General features: G+C 57.3%; 15 protein-coding genes. 2 read left to right on the plus strand and 13 right to left on the minus strand.

The genetic code is table 11. The annotated features are described in order from the left end of the window. Window positions 1-79: 79 nt before the first annotated feature. The 8 genes from C8D90_RS17795 to C8D90_RS17830 all read right to left on the minus strand — a co-directional run bounded on the left by C8D90_RS17795 (window position 80) and on the right by C8D90_RS17830 (window position 14,089). Window positions 80-1,447 carry an NCS2 family permease gene (locus C8D90_RS17795; RefSeq protein WP_115459807.1) on the minus strand — a complete coding sequence of 456 codons (1,368 nt, stop codon included), beginning with the start codon at window positions 1,445-1,447 and terminating at the stop codon, window positions 80-82. 515 nt (window positions 1,448-1,962) lie between these two features. Beyond that, window positions 1,963-3,279, minus strand: coding sequence for a guanine deaminase (gene guaD / locus C8D90_RS17800; RefSeq protein ID WP_115459808.1), 1,317 nt, complete (start codon window positions 3,277-3,279; stop codon window positions 1,963-1,965). 29 nt (window positions 3,280-3,308) lie between these two features. Further along, on the minus strand, window positions 3,309-4,715 hold the full coding sequence (locus tag C8D90_RS17805; RefSeq protein WP_115459809.1) for a nucleobase:cation symporter-2 family protein: 1,407 nt from the start codon (window positions 4,713-4,715) through the stop codon (window positions 3,309-3,311). 258 nt (window positions 4,716-4,973) lie between these two features. Then, window positions 4,974-7,853 (minus strand): molybdopterin-dependent oxidoreductase Mo/Fe-S-binding subunit, encoded by a 2,880-nt coding sequence (locus C8D90_RS17810; protein ID WP_115459810.1) that lies wholly within the window; start codon window positions 7,851-7,853, stop codon window positions 4,974-4,976. A gap of 1 nt (window position 7,854) precedes the next feature. After that, window positions 7,855-8,631, minus strand: a complete 777-nt coding sequence (ygfM, locus tag C8D90_RS17815; RefSeq protein WP_115459811.1) for a molybdopterin-dependent oxidoreductase FAD-binding subunit — start codon at window positions 8,629-8,631, stop codon at window positions 7,855-7,857. 57 nt (window positions 8,632-8,688) lie between these two features. Further along, a complete protein-coding gene (ssnA, locus tag C8D90_RS17820; protein ID WP_115459812.1) occupies window positions 8,689-10,017 on the minus strand; it encodes a putative aminohydrolase SsnA in 1,329 nt (442 codons plus the stop codon). Between the two features lie 3 nt (window positions 10,018-10,020). After that, on the minus strand, window positions 10,021-13,122 hold the full coding sequence (gene ygfK / locus C8D90_RS17825; RefSeq protein WP_115459813.1) for a putative selenate reductase subunit YgfK: 3,102 nt from the start codon (window positions 13,120-13,122) through the stop codon (window positions 10,021-10,023). A gap of 352 nt (window positions 13,123-13,474) precedes the next feature. After that, the gene (locus tag C8D90_RS17830) at window positions 13,475-14,089 is read right to left on the minus strand and encodes an NTP transferase domain-containing protein (protein ID WP_115459814.1); all 615 of its coding nucleotides are present in this window, start codon (window positions 14,087-14,089) and stop codon (window positions 13,475-13,477) included. A gap of 31 nt (window positions 14,090-14,120) precedes the next feature. Between C8D90_RS17830 and yqeC the strand changes: the two genes are divergently transcribed. Next, on the plus strand, window positions 14,121-14,927 hold the full coding sequence (yqeC, locus tag C8D90_RS17835; protein ID WP_115459815.1) for a selenium cofactor biosynthesis protein YqeC: 807 nt from the start codon (window positions 14,121-14,123) through the stop codon (window positions 14,925-14,927). A gap of 12 nt (window positions 14,928-14,939) precedes the next feature. Next, window positions 14,940-16,529: a selenium-dependent molybdenum cofactor biosynthesis protein YqeB gene (gene yqeB / locus C8D90_RS17840; protein WP_115459816.1), complete on the plus strand. Its 1,590-nt coding sequence runs from the start codon at window positions 14,940-14,942 to the stop codon at window positions 16,527-16,529. An 84-nt stretch (window positions 16,530-16,613) separates the two neighbouring features. Here yqeB and arcC read toward each other — a convergent pair whose 3' ends face one another. The 5 genes from arcC to ygeW all read right to left on the minus strand — a co-directional run bounded on the left by arcC (window position 16,614) and on the right by ygeW (window position 22,819). Further along, window positions 16,614-17,543 (minus strand): carbamate kinase, encoded by a 930-nt coding sequence (arcC, locus tag C8D90_RS17845; RefSeq protein WP_115459817.1) that lies wholly within the window; start codon window positions 17,541-17,543, stop codon window positions 16,614-16,616. 11 nt (window positions 17,544-17,554) lie between these two features. Beyond that, window positions 17,555-18,952, minus strand: a complete 1,398-nt coding sequence (gene hydA / locus C8D90_RS17850; protein ID WP_115459818.1) for a dihydropyrimidinase — start codon at window positions 18,950-18,952, stop codon at window positions 17,555-17,557. Window positions 18,953-19,038: 86 nt separating this feature from the next. Then, window positions 19,039-20,256 (minus strand): YgeY family selenium metabolism-linked hydrolase, encoded by a 1,218-nt coding sequence (locus C8D90_RS17855; RefSeq protein WP_115459869.1) that lies wholly within the window; start codon window positions 20,254-20,256, stop codon window positions 19,039-19,041. A 96-nt stretch (window positions 20,257-20,352) separates the two neighbouring features. Beyond that, a complete protein-coding gene (gene dpaL / locus C8D90_RS17860; protein ID WP_115459819.1) occupies window positions 20,353-21,552 on the minus strand; it encodes a diaminopropionate ammonia-lyase in 1,200 nt (399 codons plus the stop codon). Between the two features lie 79 nt (window positions 21,553-21,631). Beyond that, the gene (gene ygeW, locus C8D90_RS17865) at window positions 21,632-22,819 is read right to left on the minus strand and encodes a knotted carbamoyltransferase YgeW (RefSeq protein ID WP_115459820.1); all 1,188 of its coding nucleotides are present in this window, start codon (window positions 22,817-22,819) and stop codon (window positions 21,632-21,634) included. Window positions 22,820-22,973: the final 154 nt, after the last annotated feature.

The raw sequence follows: 22,973 nt of genomic DNA on the forward strand, positions 1-22,973 counted from the left end.
TGAAGGTGGGAAAAGACTGAAAACGCAGAAAAGAATAACTGCTGCTTCCGGTTATATTCCCGGAAGCAGCAGAGAATACTCAGATAGCCCAGCCGCTGGCGTAGAATGCCACCAGCAGAACAGCAATGATGACGGTGCCGATATTCAGGCGGCGCCATTCGTTGGAGAAGATGCGGCCAATCACCAGGGTGCTGAAGCCCAGCATGATCCCGGTAACGATGTTACAGGTCAGCACGATGAAGACTGCGCAAACCAGGCCGGACATCGCGTCAACGAAGTCGTTGAAGTCCAGCTTCGTTACGTTGCTCAGCATCAGCAGGCCCACGTACATCAGCGCCGGCGCCGTGGCGTAACCGGGAACCAGGTAAGAGAGCGGAGAGAGGAACAGGATCACCAGGAACAGAATCCCGACGACCGTGGCCGTCAGCCCGGTTTTCCCGCCTGCGGCGGTTCCTGCGGCAGATTCAATATACACCGCAGCCGGCGCAGCGCCGACCAGGCCGGAGAAAATGCTGCTCACGGAGTCTGCCGTCAGCGCTTTTCCACCGTTGATGATCTGACCATCTTTATCCAGCAGGTTAGCCTGCCCGGCCACCGCACGGATGGTCCCGGTGGCGTCGAACACCGCGGTCATCACCAGCGCCAGCACGCTCGGCAATACCGCCATCTTCAGCGCGCCCATGATATCAAGGCTGAAAATCAGCGACTTGCCATCTTCACCCGCCAAGCTGGGCAGCGCAAAGAAGCCATGATATTTCACGCTTGGGTCAAAAATCAGGCCGATAACGGAAATCGCGATAATCACCAGCAGGATACCGCCGGGAACTTTCAGCTTTTCCAGACCGAAAATCACCGCCAGGCCCAGCAGGGTCATAATAACGGGGAAAGACGTAAAGTGGCCCAGCGACACCGGTAAACCTTCCAGCGGGTTCTTAATCACCAGCCCAACACCGTTAGCCGCAATCAACAGCAGGAACAGCCCGATACCGATGCCGGTACCGTGCGCAATGCCCATCGGCAGGTTACGCAAAATCCAGGAACGAATGCCGGTAATGGAGATGGCGGTAAACAGAATACCCATCAGGAACACCGCGCCCAACGCAACCGGAATACTGATCTGCTGCCCCAGCACCAGGCTGAAGGCGGTAAACGCGGTCAGCGAGATAGCACAACCGATCGCCATCGGCAGGTTGGCCCACAGCCCCATCAGCAACGAACCGAAACCGGCAACCAGACAGGTCGCAACAAACACTGCGCCGGGAGGAAAACCCGCCTTACCCAACATACTGGGCACGACGATGACGGAATACACCATCGCCAGAAACGTGGTCAGCCCCGCCAGCACTTCCTGCCGCACGCTGCTTCCTCTGGCAGAAATCTTAAAATAGGCGTCAAGCGAACCGTTCGGTTTCGCTCCCTGAGACGCCTGAGAATCATGACTAGACATATCGATGCCCTCTGAATGTTTACAAACCCTAACCCTGCCCGGTTTCGCTATGCGAAGACTTCCCGGAAAAAAGAAAACCGCACTACCACTTATTTTTCTCATCACGACGCATCGCGCCATACAACTTAAATATTTCTACACCAAAGCCACTGGCCTCAGCCCCCGCCGACGAGCTCATCGGGCCAGCACGCCCCGCCGGGAAGCGGGGCGAGGCGCGGGGGGAAGGGACGTCCTTCCCGCGCCGGTGCGTTAAGGCCCGATGTGCGAAGGAGGGAACCCGCGCAGCGGGCGGGGGATGCGGCCCGCACCCTGGGCGCGGGGTGCAGGGGCGGTCGCCTCACCGCCCCTGCCCGGACGCCGCACGGAGCCGCATATTGCTCGGGAGCCATAGCGTACGGAACTCTTTCCAATACCCACAAAAACTACTCCGCAAACGTTTCCCACCCACCCATAATCAAAAAGCAAACGATTATCTGACCTTCCCGCCCCCTATTTCAACCAAAAAGCACCCTCTGCTATGTGCGTTCGTACACTAATCGACCATCCACATAGGTCCGGTAAATACTCCGGTCATCCCCCAACGTCATCATGACGAACAATTTATCCATCAGCGTCACGGAGTTATCGTAACGAAGCTGCTGCAACGGCGTCGCCGTCGGTTCCAGCACCACGAAATCCGCCTCCTTGCCGATGTTAAAGTTGCCGATGATGTCATCCAGCCCCAGCGCATGCGCCCCGCCCAGCGTGGCGAGATAAAACGCCTCATAGGCAGACAGCCGGTATCCCTGCAACTGCACCACTTTGTAGGCTTCGTTCAGCGTTTGCAGCATGTTAAACGTGGTGCCTGCGCCGATATCAGTGCCCATCCCGACCTTGACGCGTTTGCGCCAGGCCTTTTGCAGATTGAACAGGCCGCTGCCGAGATACAGGTTCGAGGTCGGGCAAAACGCGATGGAAGATCCGGTATCGTGCAGGCAATCCCACTCTTTCTCTTCAAGGTGGACACAGTGCGCGAACACGCAGTTCTTTCCGGTCAGCCCGTAATGATGATAAACGTCCAGATAACCATCCTGCTCAGGGTACAACGACTTTACCCAGGCAATTTCATCTTTGTTTTCGCACAGATGCGTATGCAGATAGGTATCGGGATACTCTTCCCGCAGCCGCTGCGCCATCGCCAGTTGCTCCGGGCTGGAGGTCGGCGCAAAACGCGGCGTGACGGCATAAAGCAGGCGGCCATTACGGTGCCAGCGTTCAATTAACGCCTTGCTCTGGGTATAGCTGCTTTCCGCGGTATCCAGCAGGTAATCCGGCGCGTTGCGGTCCATCATCACTTTACCGGCGATCATACGCATATTGATGGTGTGCGCCGCCTCGAACAGGGCGTCCACCGACTCAGGATGCACCGTGCCGAATACCAGCGCCGTGGTGGTGCCGTTGCGCAACAGTTGTTTGATAAAAAACGCGGACATCTCACGCGCATATTCCAGATCGTTGTAGCGCCGTTCGGCCGGGAACGTGTGCTTGTTGAGCCACTCCAGCAACTGCTCGCCGTAAGCGCCCACCATCTCGCTCTGCGGATAGTGAATGTGAGTATCCACAAACCCAGGAACCACAATCTTGCCGCTGTAATCCCGGATACGGATATCCGGCGGGATCAGGTGCTTCCCCTCCTCCCACTCCCCGAACCAGCTCACTTTCCCCTGCTTGATCAACAGCAGCCCGTCCTGAATAAAACGCAGCTTCGGCTCAATTTCTTCCGGATGTTGTACGGTGCCGGTCACATCCAGAAAGCTGCCGCGCACGGCCTTGATCGTATTTTCACACCCCATTGTTGACTCCTTTAATCAGGCAACAGCGTCTATTCCGCCTCTTCGTCCGCAGCAGTGCGGATCGCACCGGCGCCCTGCGTCTCTTTTTTGCCCATGGGTAATAACAGATTGAGAATAATGGCCGTCAGGCCGCCGGCGCAGATGGGGTTTTCCACCAGCACGTACAAAGAATCCGGCAGCACGCGGAATACGTCCGGGTCATAAGACACGCCCAGCCCCAGACCGAGGGAGGTCGCCACGATAATAGTTTCCCTGCGCCTCAGGCCGTTGGAAATGATGATGCGGATACCCGCGATGGCGATCATGGAGAACATCAGCGTCATCGCCCCGCCCAGCACGGGTGCGGGAATGGTAGTGAAGAAGCGGCCAATGACGGGGAACAGCCCCAGAATCACCAGGATGATGGCGATCAGTTTGCCTACGTGGCGCGAAGCGACGCCGGTCATCTGGATCACGCCGTTGTTCTGGGCGAACGTGGTCAGTGGCAGCGAGCCGAGCGCTGCGGCGATAACGGAAACCAGACCGTCCGCCAGCACGCCGCCGCTCAGACGCGCGTTGTACTCTTCCCCTTCTATGGGACGGTTGGACACCATTGCCGTGGCGGTGATATCGCCCACCGCTTCCAGTACGCTCAGCAAATAGATGGTGCCAGCCACCAGGAAAGCATGCATATCGAAGGTAAAGCCGTATTTGAAGGGAATGGGAACCGTAATGACCGGCAGATTTTGCAGCGGGGAGAAATCGACCATTCCCAGGCATAGCGCAACGATGTAGCCCACGATCAGCCCGATGGCGATCCCCCCCATGCGCAGCAGCGCGCTTTTGCAGCAGTTAAAGCCGATAACCACCAGCAGCACCAGCAAACCCACGCCGATGTTCTGATAATTACCGTAGGTGCCCGCACTTTTCGCCGCAAAGCCGCCGCCGAAATCAATAATGCCGACTTTGATCAGGCTCAGGCCGATCATCAGCACCACTACGCCGCTGACCGTCGGCGTGATAACCCTGCGCAGATAAGGCAGGATAAAAGATGCGCCAACCACCAGAAACGCACCGACGAACGACACGCCCAACAGCGTGGATACGATGAGTTCCTCATGCAGCCCGTCGCTTTTCATCGCGCTGCCCAGCGCTATCATCACGGTCACGAAAGAAAAGTTAACGGATTGAATGGACAACAGCCCGGAGCCCACCGGCCCGTAGCGATTCACCTGCAGCCATGTGCCGACGCCGGAGGCGATCATTGCCATGGAAACCAGGTAAGAAGTGATTTCAGTGGACAACCCCAGCGCCGTACCAACAATTAATGCGGGCGCCACCATCGGCACGAAAATCGCCAACAGATGGGTAACGGCACCGACCAGCGCCTGGTAAAACGGAGGTTTGTCCTCCAGTTGATAAATAAGATCCCCGGTAGAGTGTTGTATATCAGACATCCCTTTACTCCTTCACAGTAAATTCGATCGCCTGATTCAATAACGACATATAATCGGCCGTATTCCCTGTACAACGCCGCTCAACAAAAACAACCCACCCTAAGCTTTTTACGCTTATTCATTTCTTCCCGTTATTCGGGAATATTTCCGGCGCAACGACAGAACAGCCCGATATATTGAATCGTTCACCGGAGCATCGGCTGATGCCCCGGTTCGACAATCAACGAATAGATAATCCTATAGCTACAGCTCCTTTATTCAGGCAGAGAGTTTATTCAGCCCACGCAGGATTTTTTCCGGCGTGAAATGCCACTCACGCAGCCATACACCGCAGGCGTCGTGGATTGCGGTAGCAATCGCCGGCGCTGCGCCGTTTACACCAATTTCTGAAATAGACTTGGCGCCATACGGCCCCACTTTGTCATCGCTCGGCACCAGGAACGCGCGGAAGTCACGGGGAATATCGCCGATCTTCGGCGCGCCGTAGGTTTTCAGATCGCGGGTTATGGGCGAACCCTGCTCGTCGTAGATAATCTCTTCCGACATACTGTGACCAATGGCGCGCATTGACGCCCCGTAAATCTGCCCCAGCGCCAATTCCGGGTTCACCGGCGTACCGCAGTCCAGCAGGGCATAGAACTTATCCAGCCGGATCTCGCCGGTCCGCACGTTAACCGCGACCTCGGCGAAGTTTGCGCCGTAAGGGAAGGCGAAGTCCGGCGTGATGTAGCTCGCCGTTGCCACCAGGGTGCCGAAGCCGGTTCCGGTTTCGCCTTTATGCGCGATTTGACCGAAGGTCACTTCGCCTTTCTTGCCCCGCACGATACCCGGCGCGACCAGCGTGACGTCGCTTTCCGGCTCATCCAGCATTTGGGCGCCGTAATGCAGGATTTTCACCCGCAGATTCTCCGCCGCCATTTTTGCCGCGTTGCCGGAGAAGCAGGTGCCCGAAGAGGCATAGGCTCCCTTATCAAACAATGCATGGTCGGTGTCGCCGGAGATAACATGTACGTCGCTTATCGGGCAGCACAGCACTTCCGCCGCCAGCTTAGCCACGACGGTATCCAGCCCGGTGCCGATGTCCGCGCCGCCGGAGTGAACGATGATGGTGCCGTCGGATTCCAGCTTAATCATGCAGTTCGCCTGATCGATATCCGGGATACCGGACTTCTGCATGATGATCGCCACACCGCGCCCCGTTCGCCAGTCGCCCTGCGCCCCGGCCTTGGGCGTATCCCAGCCAAACCACTCGCGCCCTTTGCGCAAGATAGGTTCCAGCGCACAGCTGGCGGCAGAGGGAACCGACGTCGGCATTTTGCCTTCGCCGATCGCGCCCAGAATCTTCAGCTCCTGGCCTTCATGTACGCGGTTGCGCTCAATCATGTCCATCAGGCTGATGCCCAGTTTCTCACCCAGCTCCGCCAGCGCCATTGTCAGCGCGAAGTTGCCTTTCGGCGCGCCGTAGCCCTGATAAGCCCCGTTGGGGCAGATGTTGCTGTAATAGGTAGTTACCTGGAAATTGACGTTGTCGCAGGGATAAAGCGGCAGCGACAGCGCCGGGCCGTTACTCGGCACCGTCAGCGCGTGGTTGCCGTACGGGCCGGTATTGGCGCGGAAATCCATGTCGATGGCGGTCAGGCGGCCATCTTTGGTCGCGCCCAGCTTGACCTTCACCTTGGCGACATGACGCGAGGTATTGCTGATGAACTCTTCTTCACGGGTATAACGGAAGTAAACCGGACGTCCGGTGACGCAGGTCGCCCAGGCGCAGACCTCTTCCAGCAGGATATCCTGCTTGGAGCCGAAGCCGCCGCCGACGCGCTCTTTAATCACGTGCACCTTGTTTTGCTTCATCCCGACGATGCGCGCTACCTGACGACGCACGTGCCACGGCACCTGCGTGGAGGCATGAATCACCAGACGCTCGCCGTCCATGTAGGTGTAACAGATATGAGGCTCGGTCGGGCATTGTTGCGCCTGCTTCGACTCATAGGTACGTTCGATAACCACGTCCGCTTCGGCAAAACCTTTTTCCACATCCCCGATGCGGCCATGAACGCCGGCGGCGATATTCTCATGCGGGCGCGCGCCAATGGGGAAGTTGATGATCATATGCTCGCCGCGATCCGCCGAACCGAGGTTTTGCTCCGCCAGATCGGCGGGGGCGCCACCGGCATACACGATCGGTTCGTCATGAATGATGGGCGCATCTTTCGCCATCGCTTCGTCAATGGACATCACCGGGCGCAGGACTTCATATTCCACGTCAATCAGCGCCAAGGCGGCCAGGGCGATCTCTTCGCTTTCCGCTACCACCGCTGCAACGCGGTCGCCAACGTGACGCAGCTTTTTACCAAACATGCGGCGATCCAGCGGCGACGGTTCCGGCGCGCTCTGCCCACCCGGGGTGTAATAGACATCCGGGCAGTTACGGTGAGTGATAACGTGCACCACGCCAGGCAGGGCTTCTGCCTTGCTGACGTCCAGATGGGTAATCAACGCATGAGGGTGCGGGCTGCGCAGCATCTTAACGACGCAGGCGTCCCGGCTGATGCGATCTTCTACGTAGCAGGGCTTGGCCTGCACCATTTTGGCGGAATCCACCTTCGGGCAAATTTTTCCCACCACGTTCAGGTCGTCGCGAAACTCCGGCGCTACCTGGGCCTGAAAATCCGGATCGGCCTTCCGGGAACAGACCAGAGCCACCACCTGGTAGAACTGCTGATAACCCGCATCGCGGCTGAACAACCCGGACAACGCGTCATCGATCTGATCGCGCGACGGCGCGGGAATGCGCTCCAGTAACTCGGTCAGGATCAGCGCCGCGGCCGGATCGTTGTAGCCGGACTGTACGACGCCGACATCCACCATCGCCTGCTGCACGACGCTGAGCTGATTCCAGCTCCCCAGCGACTCGGCGGTTCTGATTTCACCGCCTTCAATCTGCGCCGCAATCAACAGCGATGCGTTAACCACCACACCGTTGAAAATAATCGCGTCGGAGCCGGCGAAGCCGAATCCGTCATCGCTGTTACGTACCGAATGCATGCCGAGATCGAACAAAAGCTTTTGTACGTTTTCGCCCAGCGGGCAGTCGAGGGTGCGGGGAGTCCCGTTCAGGGTAAAACAGATAGCCATGTTACTGTCCCTCCTGCATTTGCCGGCAATCTGCCAGCAGGTCCGCCACGACCACGCCAGCGATATAGCGTTTGTAAACCGCGCTGCCGCAAATATCATCCTGCGGTGCGATCGATGCGCTGACGACCTGCTCCAGGGCGGCATTTTCCAGCCCGCTCTTTTCTGCGTCACGCAGCCGTATCGTGCCCTGCGCCACACCGTCCAGGGCGACCCGCATGCCGGCGGCATCGCTCAGCGACACTGCCGCCGTCAGCACGGCCAAACCGGCTGCGGAACGGGCCACTTTGCGCGTTGCACAGCGGCGGTAAGGATCGGGCAGCACGACCTTCAGCAGCAGCTCATGACGCGGTGAATTCAGGTAGTCTTCAATCTCTACCGTATTCCCCCCGGCGGTAACGACGTTGGCGTCCAGCGCCAGCAACACGGGTAATAACACGGACTCCTGTTGTTGCGCGGCAATCTCGCCGCCCAGCGTGGCCTGGTTGCGCACGTGGCGGGAGTAAACGAATCCAGGTGCATCACGCAGCGCCTGCGGGATCAGCGGGGTATCAATCAGCGCCTGCAGCGTTACCATTGCGCCGATATGCAACTGCCCGTCCTGCCAGCTCACGTCGTTAAGGCCGAGACGCGCGAGGGAGATGCCGACCCGTTTTGACGTCCGGGTCGGGGCGGCGTTCAACTTACTGCCACCACCGACATAGACGGCCTCATCAAGAAACTGACGTTTGAGCTCCAACGCCTGCTGCACCGATTCTGGCCTGAAGAATTGCTCAATCATTTTTTGTCCTCTTCAGATGCAATCCGCCTCCGTACGATGCGGAGGCGGTTAATTCACTCAATCAAGGGCGTCCATTCGTTGCCATAGCCGGGCTGCGACCTTCGCGGCTTCCGCATAAAGCGGTTCGACATCAAACGGGAACGCGCCGTTTTCATACACCATGCGCCCTTCCACCATCACGCTGTCAACGCTGCCGGACCCCATACCAAAAGCCAGGTGTCCGCCGATGTTTTGCGCGGCCAGCGGCGTCGGGCAGTCATAAGCGCAAAGGGTAAGATCTGCTTTATATCCGGCTTCCAGACGGCCAAACTTCGCCCCGAAGTTGCGCTCCAGCAGGCGGTTACCGTTCCACAGGAAACGCGTGAAGCTATCCGGCCACAGCGGACCACCCGCGTCACGGTGTTTGAAGAACGCGAACTTCAGCTCTTCGAACATATCCGAACCGATGCCGTCAGTACCGAGCGCCAGGTTGCGGTACTCCGCCAGACGATGGTTATAACCGACATGGTTGTTCATGTTGGAACGCGCGTTATGCACCAGGAAGGCATCGCGCTCGTTGAGCAGAGCAATGTCGTCGGAAGAGAGGTACAAACCGTGCGCCACCAGCGTTTTGGCATCGATCAGGTCAAACTCAGCCAGACGAACGATCAGATCCTTGCCGTATTTGTCATGGCTGTGGGAAACGTCGTAGCTGTCCTCCGCCGCGTGGATATGCAAACCGCGGCCAGTAGCCTTGATCGCTTCACGCAGCATGCCCAGCCCTTCATCCGACACCGTAAACGGGGCATGGGCGCCGATATGCGCTTCAACCAGATAAGGCTCTTTCCCTTCGGCTTTGGCCTGGTCAATCTGACGGGCAAAAGCGATGTTCTCTTCTACACCCGCCTGCAATTCCCGTACGCCGCCGTTGCGATCGGTCGTTTCAAAACAGGTCATACCGCGCAACCCGGCTTTCAGAAAGCCTTTGCGCAGGGTATTCAGCGATCCGGCGATGTAATTGGGCGAAGCATGGTGGTCGATCACCGCGGTACACCCGCTCTTGATCGCCTCCAGTGAACAGATCAGCCCGCTGTAGTAGAGCGACTCTTCATCCAGCGCCCGATCCAGCCGCCACCACAGGTTTTTCAGCGTGGAGATGAAATCCGGGCTGGGCGCGATGTTCGCCATGATGCCGCGTGACAGGCCAGAGTAAAAATGGTTGTGGGAGCAGACAATCCCCGGCATCACCAGTTTGCCCCCCATCTCTTTCACTTCCGCGCCAGGATATTTCGTGCTGAGATTGCTGCCGACTTCGCGGATCTCCGCACCGTCGATGGCGATATCTACATTTTCCCGCACGGAGGCCGGCTCAAACTGTACGGCGGTGACATTCTTCAAAATCAGCATGGTTTATACCTCCACCCGGCCCAGCAGGTAATGATGGTGAGCGTGGACATGGCTGATAATGCGGCACATATCCTCCAGTTCCGGCGGTACGACGGCGATATGCGACGTCTTGTCGATAGTCAGCTGGTACACCTTGCCATGCTGGCGTACGCTGACGTCGCGCCCTTCCACCAGGAAGCCGGGATTGGTGCTGTTATCGAAATCCTGCGGCAGGCTATAGATGGTAATCTTGTCTTTGTAGGGCTTGCCCTGCCATGGGCAGAACTGGGCACAGTTGCCGCACTCGTTGCAGTAAGCGTCCAGGTGCAGCGTCTGGAACCGGTCGTGGAAGCCGGGAATAGCGATGGAAACGTTGGCCCGGTTCGGGCAAACATCCACGCATTTGCTGCACACGTAGTTACACTCCAGGCAACGCTGCGCTTCCTGTTTGACGAACGCTTCGCGTTCCTCTTTGTCTACCATCGTGACGCTGATGACGCCCTTGCGCTGATAAACTTCCGCCGGATCGACGTTCAGCCAGCGTTTATCACCGTGATGGGTATGAATATTTTCACGCGCCAGCACTTCATCCGTCGCGCGGCGTGCATTGCCGATGGCGGAAACGATGGAGGACGGACCGGCCTGCACGTCACCAATCAGGAAGACATTGCGACGGTGCGTTTCCCCGGTTACCGCATTCACGTCCGGCCAGCCGTCGCTGCCCAACGGTACGCCCATCGCGCTCAGGGCATCACAGTCCGCCTGTTCGCCGATGGCGGTAATCAGGGCGTCCATATGCAGGGTCACGGTCTTATCGGTTTCACGCGGACGGCGGCGCCCGCCGGCATCCGGCTCGCCCAGTTCCATCACGCGCGCACTCAGGGTGCCGTCGGCGTCAAAGCGCTCAGGGTTGGTGAGGAACATAAACTTCACGCCATCCTCAACCGCTTCTTCATATTCTTCCCGGTACGCCGGCATTTCTTTCAGCGTCCGGCGATACAGCACGGTCACGTCCTGAACGCCCGGCACCTTCAGCGCGGCGCGGGCGCAGTCCATCGCGGTATTACCGGCGCCGACCACGGCCACATGCTTGCCCAGGTTCAGGGCGTCGCCGCGGTTGAAGCTGCGCAGGAAGGGCAGCGACTTATAAACGTTGCGGTTATCGCCGGCCAGCTTCACGCCGCTGTTTTTATCCGTACCGATACCGACGAAAACATATTCAAAACCCTGCTGTTGCAGTTTGTCGATGGTCAGTTGCGGATCGCAGCCGAATTCAAATTTCACGCCGTGATCGGCCACGAAATCAATGTCATGCTGAATCAGCTCAGCCGGGATACGGAATTGCGGAATAATATTCTTCACCACCCCGCCGGCGTTGGCTTCGCGCTCAAACAGCGTGACCTGATACCCGGCACGCGCCAGGAAGTAGCCAGCCGCCAGCCCCGCCGGGCCCGCGCCGATGACCGCTACCGGATGCTTGTCGCCGGAACCGGCAGGTTTATGCCAGCGGCCGCGGTACTCATCCCACCCTTTTTCCAGCGCGACTTTCTTCAGCTCGCGGATATTAAGCGCGCTGTCATAATCCAGACGGGTACAGTTGTACTGGCACTGGTGATCGCAGATGTGACCGGTGATAGCCGGCAACGCGTTGCGCTGATAAATCAGCTCCAGCGCGTCGGCGTAGCGCCCTTCGCCCAACATGCGGATGTATTCCGGGATATCCTGCTTGATGGCGCAGGCCGTAACGCAGGGAGCGACATAGCAATCCGTTACCGGCAGCGGGCCGCCGGCGTCGATACGATCGTCCGACTTCCAGTGTTTTTGGGTGTACTCGGCGCTGACCGCTTTCTGCGCCAGCGCGTCCAGCTTGGCGACGTCAATCCGGTTCATCGCCCAGTCGTCAGAACGATCCAGCTCATGCATGCATTCCAGCAGGCGCAGATAGCCGCCGGGTTTCAGCAGATCGGTCGCCATCGTGATCGGCCGGATGCCGGTTTCAAAAATCTCGCGGATGTTGTATTTGCTGGCGCCGCCAGAGTAGGAGATTGGCAGCATTCCGTTGAATTCGCGTGACAATACGGCCGCCACGTTGATCGACAGCGGGAACAGCGCCCGCCCGGACATATACATTTCTTCGCCCGGCAGCGCGCCCTTATTGTTGATGGTGCCCAGCGTGTTGGTAAGCTTGACCCCGAAGCTCAGTTTCTTCTGTTTACCCAGCTCCATCAGCCGCTTAAGCATAGACACGGCCTGATCCAGCTTGAGATCGTGCTCAAAAGACTCTTCTTTCAGGCCAATATAATCAAAGCCGCAGGTGTCCAGGATCTCCCGCACGCGCGGATAACCCAGCAGCGTCGGGTTCAGTTTCACGAAGGTATTCAGGTGTTTTTCTTCCAGCATGTAGCGGCAAATCGCCTCAATTTCATTGGGCGGGCAACCGTGCATGGTGGAGAGCGTCACGCCGTGGACCATCTGGCCCGGCACCGAAAGCTGCTGCAACTGAGCCTTGCGGCTTTGCAGGCCTAACTGGTCGATGAACGCATCATCCTTCAGCCAACGGGCCAGAACGCCGGTGTATTCGGCAAATTTGGGATGACGGGAAGAGTCCATCATATTGTGGATAAATTCCTGCATCGGCGGTTGTTTGATACCGTCGAGGTTGTAACCCACGCTCATGTTGAAAATGAAGGAACGGGCCTCGCCCTGCGTCCTCGGATCCCAAAGCGCCTCCAGCAAATGCAGGATAAACCAGGCCTTAAGATATTCGTCGTGCGCCTTCAGCAAGGTGAACTCGGTAGACCACTCGGTATTGAAGCATTCATCTTCCGCATCAATACAGGGTTTTTCCAGCTCCAGACGATCAAGGATTTGCACCGTTTTCAGCTCAATAAAACGCCCGCCGGTCAGCCACGACACAACGATGTTCTGCGCCAGCTGCGTATGCGGCCCGGCGGCCGGCCCTATCGGCGTTTCACAGGTTTCACCGAAAACGCCGATCAGGCGGTCGTTTTCTTTCCGGTAAAACTGCTTTTCCGGAATACCAAAAATGGAACGGTTTTCACGGTATTCGTCGAAGATCCGGATCAACAGCTCCCCGAACGGTACGGGACGCATGATATCTCCCATGATTATCTCCTTGCTGCGACATGCTCAATATGAAAGGAAAAACCGGAACATCCGGCTTTCGCATCTGATGATTAATGTCAGCAACAATCAGGCCAGATCTGACCCATTCAGCGCGGCTGATTTAATTTCGTGAGGAATATCGAATTGTTGAATTCATTTGTGAAATAGCTCACAGAGGTAAATGAGAACTCAAATCAACACCACACACGACAAATATTAAGAGAAAGCATCGTACCGTACTCCTTATCAAAAAAGAGACTATCAATATCACTTTGATAATCTCATTCCAGACAGCGTAATTGAAATGTGAGCGCAATCGATAAAACCACAAAATCAATCTATTTAAATGCAATTAATATTGCTTAATTAATTCCTGGTATGCTTCTGGCGTATCGACATCAAACAGAATTGAACTATCGCAAATATTCAAATAACGGTATTCACCGGATAATAAAAACTCACGCATCGACCCCGCCTGGTGATCGAGGGACTCCCGCAGGCGCGCGGCCGGCACCAGCACCGGATGCCCGCCATTTCCCTGATAACACGGGAATAGTGTGTACGGACCGCGCTTATGCCAGAGTTGATGAAACACGTCATAGCTAAGGCAGGGAATATCGCCGTGGGTAATGAAGCAATAATCATGAGTAATCTGCCGGGCGGCACATTGCAGAGACGAGAATAATCCTTGCTTATAATTATCGTTAACGACCACCAGAATATCGGCGTCATTTTTATAACGTTCAATAAGCTCATCAGCCCGGAAGCCAGCCACTAATATCAGGCGCCGGCAAAACTGGCGCGCATTTTCTATACTTGCATCAAGAATCGTCCCCTGTTTATAGGGTAACATCATTTTCCATTGACCCATCCGGGATGAAAGCCCGGCAGCGGTAATGATGCAATCAACATCAACCCGTGGTTTTAATTCATTACCACGCCGGAAATTTGACTCTGATTTTTTCATACTGCGGCCCTTAACCAGATATTTGTCACGTATGATACCGACCTTCGAAGCACTATTCAGTGATGAGTATAAATATCTTAACGCCGGAAAATGCATCACCATCAGCGTGATCGGCGCGGGCGGAAAAACCAGCACGCTGTTTTGGCTGGCTGAAGCCTTTTACCGTCAGGGAAAACGGGTTTTGCTCACCACCACCACCAAAATGTATCGCCCGGAACCCGGCGGCTGTCACCATTTAATTATCGATCCTCAGGCCAACCCGGACAGGAAAAATATTCCTTCCGTTACCGCCCTGTTCAGCGCGGAAAATGCAGAAAACGGCAAAGTTGCAGGATTTACGCCAGAGGTGATCGATGAACTTCACCGGCGCGGCGACTTCGACGTCATTCTGGTCGAGGCTGACGGCTCGCGCGGCCTTCCGCTGAAAGCGCCGGCAGGGCATGAACCTTGCATACCTTTCCTCAGTAATTGCGTAATCGCATTGACCGGAGGCAACGTGCTGAACTTCCCCGCAGTCGGGCAACGAATCCATCGCTGGGAAATTTTTTCCGCACTGACCTGCGTCAGAAGCGGCGAGCCGCTTGACTGCGCGGTATTCAGCCGTTTTATCGCCCATGCCCAGGGCATGTTTAAAGGATCGCCGCCACAGGCCCGGCGGGTCTGGTTGCTCAATCAATATTATCAAATTGATAACGGACTGCGCGATGGCCTGTACGGCCTGCTGCGGCGCAATCCCAGCCTCAGCGCCGTCTGGCTGGGCGCCGTACGTGAGTCCCCGCCGATCCATACCTGCCTGTCTCAACCAATGCGCCGTACGCTTCTTTTTCCTGATTGCTGAATTGAGGTTTTTATGAATATTTTTGCCGAAGCCGCGCGTCTGGAGTCAGAAAATCACCCCTTCGCCCTGGCTCAGATCATTGAGAGCCGGGGTTCAACGCCCCGCCATTCCGGGCAGATGCTGGTTATGGCCGACGGCACCGCCATCGGCACTATCGGCGGCGGTATGGTAGAACGCAAAGTAATTGAAGAAGCGATCGCCGCAATTACCGAACGTAAAGCGCGGATTTTCCACGGACGTATGGCGCGCAACGGCGAAAATGCCGTGGGCTCCGACTGCGGCGGCGCCATGTCGGTGTATATCGACGTACACGGACTGCGTCCGCGGCTGGTGCTGATCGGCGCCGGTCACGTCAACCGCGCTATTGCCCGGGCCGCCATGCCGCTTGGATTCGACGTTCACGTTGCCGACACCTACGCCGCCAGCCTTGAGCCGTCGCTTTTCCCGGAAGGCGTCCACCTGGTGCACGCCGACAGCTATGGCGAAGTGATTGATAAGCTGAAAATCACCGAAGATCATTTCGTTATTATCGCCACGAACAATCAGGACCGGGAAGCCCTCGACCGCCTGATCACCAAGCCGGTGCGCTATCTCGGCCTGCTTGCCAGCCGCCGCAAGGTGCAAACGTTCACCCAGGCCTTACGGCAAAACGGTGTGCATGAAGATGACCTGGCACGCCTGTATGCGCCCATTGGTTACAACATCGGCGCGGAAACGCCGGAAGAGATCGCCGTCAGCATCATGGCAGAGGTTCTGCAGGTAAAAAACCTGGCCGCTGGCGGCAGGATGAAAGACGACGTTCGCCTGACGCGCGATAAATTGGCCGTCATTCGCGGCGCCGGCGATATCTCTACCGGTGTAGCGTTACGTCTGTTTCATGCCGGATTCCAGGTCGTGATGCTGGATATTGCCAAGCCGACGGTCATTCGCCGCAGCGTGGCGTTCGCTCAGGCAATCTTCGACGGGGAAACCAAGGTCGAAGGCGTTACCGCCCGCCGCGCCGCCAACGCAGCAGAGGCGCTGGCCGTGATTAACCGGGGAGAAATTCCGGTGCTGATCGACGGGGAATGCGCCAGCCTGGAAGAATTACGCCCCCGTTTCCTGATCGACGCCATTCTGGCTAAACAAAATACCGGCCTGCGTAAAGAAATGGCGCCGATTACCATCGCCCTCGGACCAGGGTTCAATGCCGGGCAGGACTGCGACGCCGTCATCGAAACCAACCGGGGTCACTACCTCGGCAGGGTCATTTATCAGGGAGCCGCACAGCCGAACACCGGTATTCCGGGAAATATCAGCGGCCATACCACACGCAGGGTGATCCGTTCGCCGGCCAGCGGCGTAATGCGTTGCCACGTTAAGCTGGGCGACCTGGTACGGGAAGGCGACGTCATCGCTCACGTTGGTGAAGCGCCGGTCATTTCGCCGCTGCCGGGCATGGTGCGCGGACTGCTCAGCGACGGGTTAAATGTTCCCGAAGGTTTTAAGATTGGCGATATCGATCCGCGCGGCCCGCAGGCGGACTACACCACGGTGTCAGACAAAGCGCGCGCTATCGGGGGCGCGGTGCTGGAAGCGATGATGAAACTAAACAGAAGATAAAAAAATTCCGGAGGCGACCAAATGACGCCTCCGGACATTATTCAGGACCACTGCCGGCCAACAGGCCGGCAACGACAACAGCAATCAGCCAATCACAGTTCCGGTTTTCCCTTCAATGCCCTGCTGAGCCTTACTCAACACCGTAATCAACGCTTTACGTCCCGGCTTCGATTGGGCAAACGACACCGCCGCCTCGACCTTCGGCAACATAGAGCCTTTGGCAAAGTGGCCTTCCTCAATGAAACGCTCGGCATCCGCCACGCTCAGGGTATCCAGCCATTGCTCATTCGGTTTGCCGAAGTTGATGGCGACCTTTTCCACCGCCGTCAGGATAATCAGCATATCGGCATCAATCATTTCCGCCAGTTTGGCGCTGGCCCAGTCCTTGTCGATAACCGCGCCGGCACCACGCAGGTGGTTGCCCTCGCGCAGCACGGGTATACCGCCGCCGCCAACGGTAATCACGACCTGCCCGGCATTCAGCATGGCGCTGACGGTTTCCTTCTCCACGATATCCACCGGCTTCGGCGATGCCACCACCCGGCGGTAACCGCGGCCGGCGTCTTCCTTCATGTTATATCCGTTACGGGTCAGCACATCGGCTTCTTCCTTGGTGAAGAAAGAGCCGATCGGCTTGGTTGGGTTGAGGAAAGCCGGGTCTTTGGCATCGACGATAACCTGAGTAATCAGCGTCGCTACCGGCTTATCAATGCCGCGATCCAGTAACTCTTCCCGCAACGCGTTTTGCAGATCGTAGCCGATGTAGCCCTGGCTCAGCGCCACACAAACCGACATCGGCAGCATCGGCGTATGCGCCTCTGTTTTAGCCGCGGCTTCGAATGCCTGGTTGATCATGCCGACCTGCGGGCCGTTGCCGTGCGTCACCACCACCTGATGGCCGTGCGCAATCAGGTCAACAATGGCTTTCGATGTGCTTTTCACCGCCTGCATCTGCTCCGCCAGCCCCTCGCCCAGCGCGTTACCGCCTAATGCCAGTACTATCTTTTGTTTCATTTTCGTCCTCGTTAACCTTGAATGTGACTATGTTTGTCAAACGGCTTGCGGTGCAGGAACCGCCCGTAGCCCGCCCGTCCGGTGAATTCGCCGTTGCGGGAGACGACTTCGCCGCGGCACATCGTCAGTACCGGCAATCCCTGGCAGCGGAACCCCTCATACGGGGAGTAGTCGGCGTTGTCGTGCAAACGCGCGTGTGTAATAACGTCGGATTGGCGCGGATCAAACAGCACAATGTCGGCATCCGCGCCCGGCATCAGGTTGCCTTTACGCGGCCACAGGCCAAACAGGCGGGCCGGATTCGCGCTGGTCAGCGCTACGAAGCGGGAAGGCGTAATACGCCCGCTCATCACGCCGGCGGAGAACAGTAATCCCATGCGATTCTCTACGCCGGGCAGCCCGTTCGGGCAACGGGTGAAATCCCCCTGCGCCTTCGCTATGCGTTGTTGATAGGGGAAAGTGCAGTGGTCCGTCGCCACGGTATCAATGGCGCCATCGGCAATGCCGACCCACAGGCGATCCTGTTCCCTGACGTTACGCAGCGGCGGGCTGAGGATGTACTTCAAGCCGTCTTCACGCAGATAGCAACGCTCATCAAGCAGCAGATATTGCGGGCAGGTTTCGGCCCATACCGGCTGCTGGTGCGCACGCGCCAACCGGATATATTCCAGCCCCAGGCCGTTAGAAAGATGCACGATATACAACGGCGCATTACCCGCCAGTTGCGCCAGGTTGATAACCCGGCCAATCGCCTCCGCCTCGCACTCCAGTGGCCGGCTGCGGGCATGATAAATCGGCGCGGTTTTTCCCTGCGCCACCAGCTCAGCGCGACGAAACGCAATGGCCGCGTCGTTTTCCGGATGCACAGTCGTCAGCGCACCGACCTGATGCAGCCGCTGTAACGCCCGCAGCACATCCGCGTCACCAAGCTTGTAATTGTAGGTAAGGTAAAGTTTGAAACTGCTGATGCCCTCTTCATGCACCATCGGGGCCATTTCATCGAGGATCGCGTCATCAATATGCTGAATGACGCCGTGGAAACCGTAATCAATGACCGCTTTCTCTGCGGCGTACTGATGATAGACGTTCAGTTGATGATGCAGGTCGCAGCCAGCCGGTCCGAACCCCATGTGGTCAATGATAGTCGTCGTTCCGCCACAGGCGGCGGCGCGAGTGCCGGTAAAGAAATCATCGCAGCTACGGGCAATGCCGACATCAATATTGAAATGCGTGTGAACGTCGATGCCGCCCGGCATAACGTAGCATCCCGACGCATCAATCACTTCACAATCGGAGTCGGGTTCAATCAGGGGAGCGCAAAGGCGGATCGTGCCGTCTTCAATCAGCAGATCCTGCCGGCTTTCTCCTTCAGCATCCACCAGAATGCCATTTTTAATGAGTCGCCTCATTGCTTGACGCTCCTGAAAAAGTCCCCCGGACGGGCCGCAGTGCATCTAATGCCGCCGGGGGAAAATGGTTTACCCAAACAGGCTAATTACTTTTTCAGTTCTTCCATATAACTCAACGGGATAGCCGCATACATGGCAGCACACTTCACCAGATGCTCTTTCCAGGTCTTCTCGTTTGGCGCGTGAGCCTCAGGCTCTTTACCCGGGCCGAAACCGATAACCGGAATGCCGTGGCGGCCCATGATGGAAACGCCGTTGGTGGAGAACGTCCACTTATCGACAACCGGCGCCTTCTTGAACAGGCCTTCATATGCCTTGCTCAGGGTTTTCACCGTGATGTGATCTTCTTCGACCTTCCAGGTCGGGAAGTAGCACTCGGTCGGATAAACCAGACCGGTGTAGGAAGGACGATCGTAGTTGTACATGGAAACCACGGCCTTCGCCGCTTTCACTGCCGGCAGGGCACGAATCTCATCCAGCGCGCCTTCCCAGGTTTCGCCCCAGGTCAGACGACGGTCGATGGAAACAGCGCAGCTGTCCGCCACCGCGCAACGGCTGGGCGAGGTGAAGAAAATTTCAGAAACTGTCAGCGTACCTTTGCCCAGGAATTCGTCATAAGCCAGCTTCTGTGAAAGTTCCTGCAACTCATTCAGGATCGGTCCCATTTTGAAAATGGCGTTGTCGCCGCGTTCCGGAGCGGAGCCGTGGCAGCTGATGCCCTGTACGTCGACGCGAATCTCCATACGTCCGCGCTGACCGCGGTAGATCTGGCAATCCGTCGGTTCGGTACTGACCACGAATTCCGGGCGGATCTTGGACTGCTCAATGATGTACTGCCAGCACAGACCGTCGCAGTCTTCTTCCTGCACGGTGCCGGTAACCAGCAGGGTGTACTGATCTTCCAGGCCCAGATCCTTGATGATCTTGCCGGCGTAGACCATGGATGCCATGCCGCCTTCCTGATCCGACGTGCCGCGGCCGCCGATGATCTCATCATCTTCCATGCCTTCGTACGGATCGAACGTCCAGTTTTTGATGTTGCCGATACCAACGGTATCGATGTGCGCATCCATCGCGATCAGGTGCGGACCGTGGCCGATATAGCCCAGAATGTTGCCCATCGGGTCGATTTCTACCTTATCGAAGCCGACCTTTTCCATCTCTTCTTTGATGCGCAATACCACGCGCTTCTCGTCGCAGCTTTCACTCGGAATCGCCACCATGTCGCGCAGGAAGCGGGTCATCTGATCTTTGTACTGATAGGCCTTTTCCAACACCATATCGAAAGGGATCTGCTTAGCCATTTTACTCTTCTCCAATTTATTCACTCCCCGCCCCGGCGGGAAACCGTATTCATTGCAGGCGGGGCGTGTCTGCGGCCCCGCATCCATCGCTCTTCATCAGACGTTCGCCGGATGTTTGCCTTCCCATACCACTTCACGGTAATGCTTAACGTCGGTGTCGCCTTCGGTGCTGATTAACAGCACTACCGAATCACCATCCAGCCCCAGCTTTCTCATCATTTGTTCACGCTGTGGGTGATAGTGCGCCGCGGCCAAAACGCCCAGGCCGACTGCGCCGGACTCGCCGGACACAATGCGCGGGTCGTTGCCCAACGGGTTGCCCAGCACGCGCATGCCTAACGCCGCCACGCTGTCCTGGCAGGAAATGAACTGGGTCGTGCAGTTACGCAGCAACGGCCAGCCCAGTGGGTTGGGCTCGCCACAGGCCAGACCGGCCATAATGGTCGCCATGTCGCCGCCAACGTTAACGAGTTCCCCTTTCACCCCGGAACGGTACACGCAGTCCGCCAGCTCAGGCTCAACCACCACCGAGTGCAGGTTTTTCGCGCCGTAAACGTCCACCAGATACCCCAGCACGCCCGCCGCCATCGCACCGACGCCGGCCTGCAAAAAGACGTGAGTAGGACGATCGATTCCCATCTGCTGCATCTGCTCGACCGCTTCATCGGCCAGGGTGGCGTACCCCTGCATGATCCAGGTCGGGATCTTGGTGTAACCTTCCCAGGCGGTGTCCTGTACCACTTCCCAGCCGCGCTCCTGCGCGGTTTTCATCGTCAGGCGCACCGTGTCGTCGTAGTTCATGTCGGTGACGATGCACTCGGCACCGAGATTGAGGATGTGATCCACGCGCTCCTGCGCCGAGCCTTTCGGCATGTAAATGACCGCGTTCTGACCAAGCTGCTTCGCGGCCCACGCCACGCCACGCCCGTGGTTGCCATCGGTGGTGGTGGCGAAGGTCATCTTCTCCGTCATCCGGGATTTCAACTGCTCAAGGGATACCGCATCGATATCCAGGCCATATTTTTCACACAGCAGCCGGCCAATGGCGTAAGCACCGCCCAGCATTTTGAATGCGTTCAGTTCGAAGCGCTGGGACTCATCCTTCACCAGGATTTTCCGTACGCCGAATAACGCGGCCAGCGCCTTCAGGTCGCACAGCGGCGTCGGCTGGTAACCGGCGATTTTTTTGTGAAAGCCACGCGCTTTTTTGGCTTCCGCCCTGGTGAAGAGCGGTGATATCTCACCGTTGAAATTGCGGTTATCCGCGATATCCACCTTCAGCGAGAAAACAGACATATCAAGACCTCATCGGAATCATTACCGTAGGAGTGTCGCTGCGTACGGCACGCCGCGCGGGCGCGCCGTACTGCGGGCGTTATTTAATGCGTTTTTGTGCTTCTTTCAGCAGTTGCTCCAGCACCGGACCCGGCTTGGAGAATTTACGCGCCATGATCATGGCGGCGATGATGTACGGCTTCCAACTGGCTTCTTTGTAGGTCGCGATACGGTATTTCTCGAATACGCCCTCGGTCACTTCCCCTTCCTTGCAAGAAACGCCGGTGATATCGGCCGGCAGGCAGTGCATGTACAGCGCATCGCCGCCTTTGGTCAGCTTCATCATCTCTTCGGTGCAATGCCAGTCTTTGTGGTTGGCGTTTTGCGCCAGGCACTGTTTCTCCAGCGCTTTCAGGCCATCGTGATCGTTGGCGCGCAGCAGATCGGTACGCTGCTCCATCACTTTGTAAGGCGCCCAGGACTTGGGATAAACGATGTCCGCGTCTTTGAAGGCTTCCGCCATGGAGCTGACCTGACGGAAGCTGCCGCCTGACGTGCGGGCGTTGTTCTTCGCGACTTCCACCACGTCCGGAATCAGGTCGTAGCCTTCCGGGTGCGCCAGGGTGACGTCCATACCGAAGCGGGTCATCAAGCCGATAATGCCCTGCGGCACAGACAGCGGCTTGCCGTAGCTGGGGGAATACGCCCAGGTCATGGCGATCTTCTTGCCTTTCAGGTTTTCCAGGCTGCCGAAGTGCTCCTGCAGCCAGGCCAGGTCGGCCATGGACTGCGTGGGGTGGTCGATGTCGCATTGCAGGTTCACCAGCGCCGGGCGTTGCGGCAATACGCCCTGCTCATAGCCTTCGTCCAGCGCGGCGCCGACTTCACGCATGTAAGCGTTGCCCGCGCCGAGGTACATGTCGTCGCGGATGCCGATCGCGTCTGCGCAGAAGGAGATCATGTTCGCGGTTTCACGCACGGTTTCCCCGTGGGCGATCTGCGATTTGCCTTCATCCAGATCCTGCTGCGCCAGACCCAGCAGGTTAAGCGCTGAGGCATAGGAGAAGCGGGTACGCGTTGAGTTATCGCGGAAAACGGAAATACCCAGGCCGCTGTTAAATATCTTGGTGGCGATATTTTCCGCACGCATGGTTTTCAACGATTCGGCCAGATTGAGAACCAGTTCCAGCTCTTCGCGGCTCTGTTCCCAGGTCAATAAAAAATCCTTTTCATGCAGATTGGATTTCAGTGCGTTGATATTTTTAATCAGCTCGTTAACGGTTCTCATTTCATGACCCCAAATAAAAAAGAGAGTTATTACCCATTGCGTACGACAAAACGCCGGAATTAAGGACACGCTGTGACAGCGACTATGCCAAGGACAATCAATAAGCATGCCAAACTGGCCAGAATTACTGAAAAGTGGGGTCAGGAAGGGTGAT

It is taken from the genome of Enterobacillus tribolii (assembly GCF_003363015.1).
Taxonomy (GTDB): Bacteria; Pseudomonadota; Gammaproteobacteria; order Enterobacterales; family Enterobacteriaceae; genus Enterobacillus; species Enterobacillus tribolii.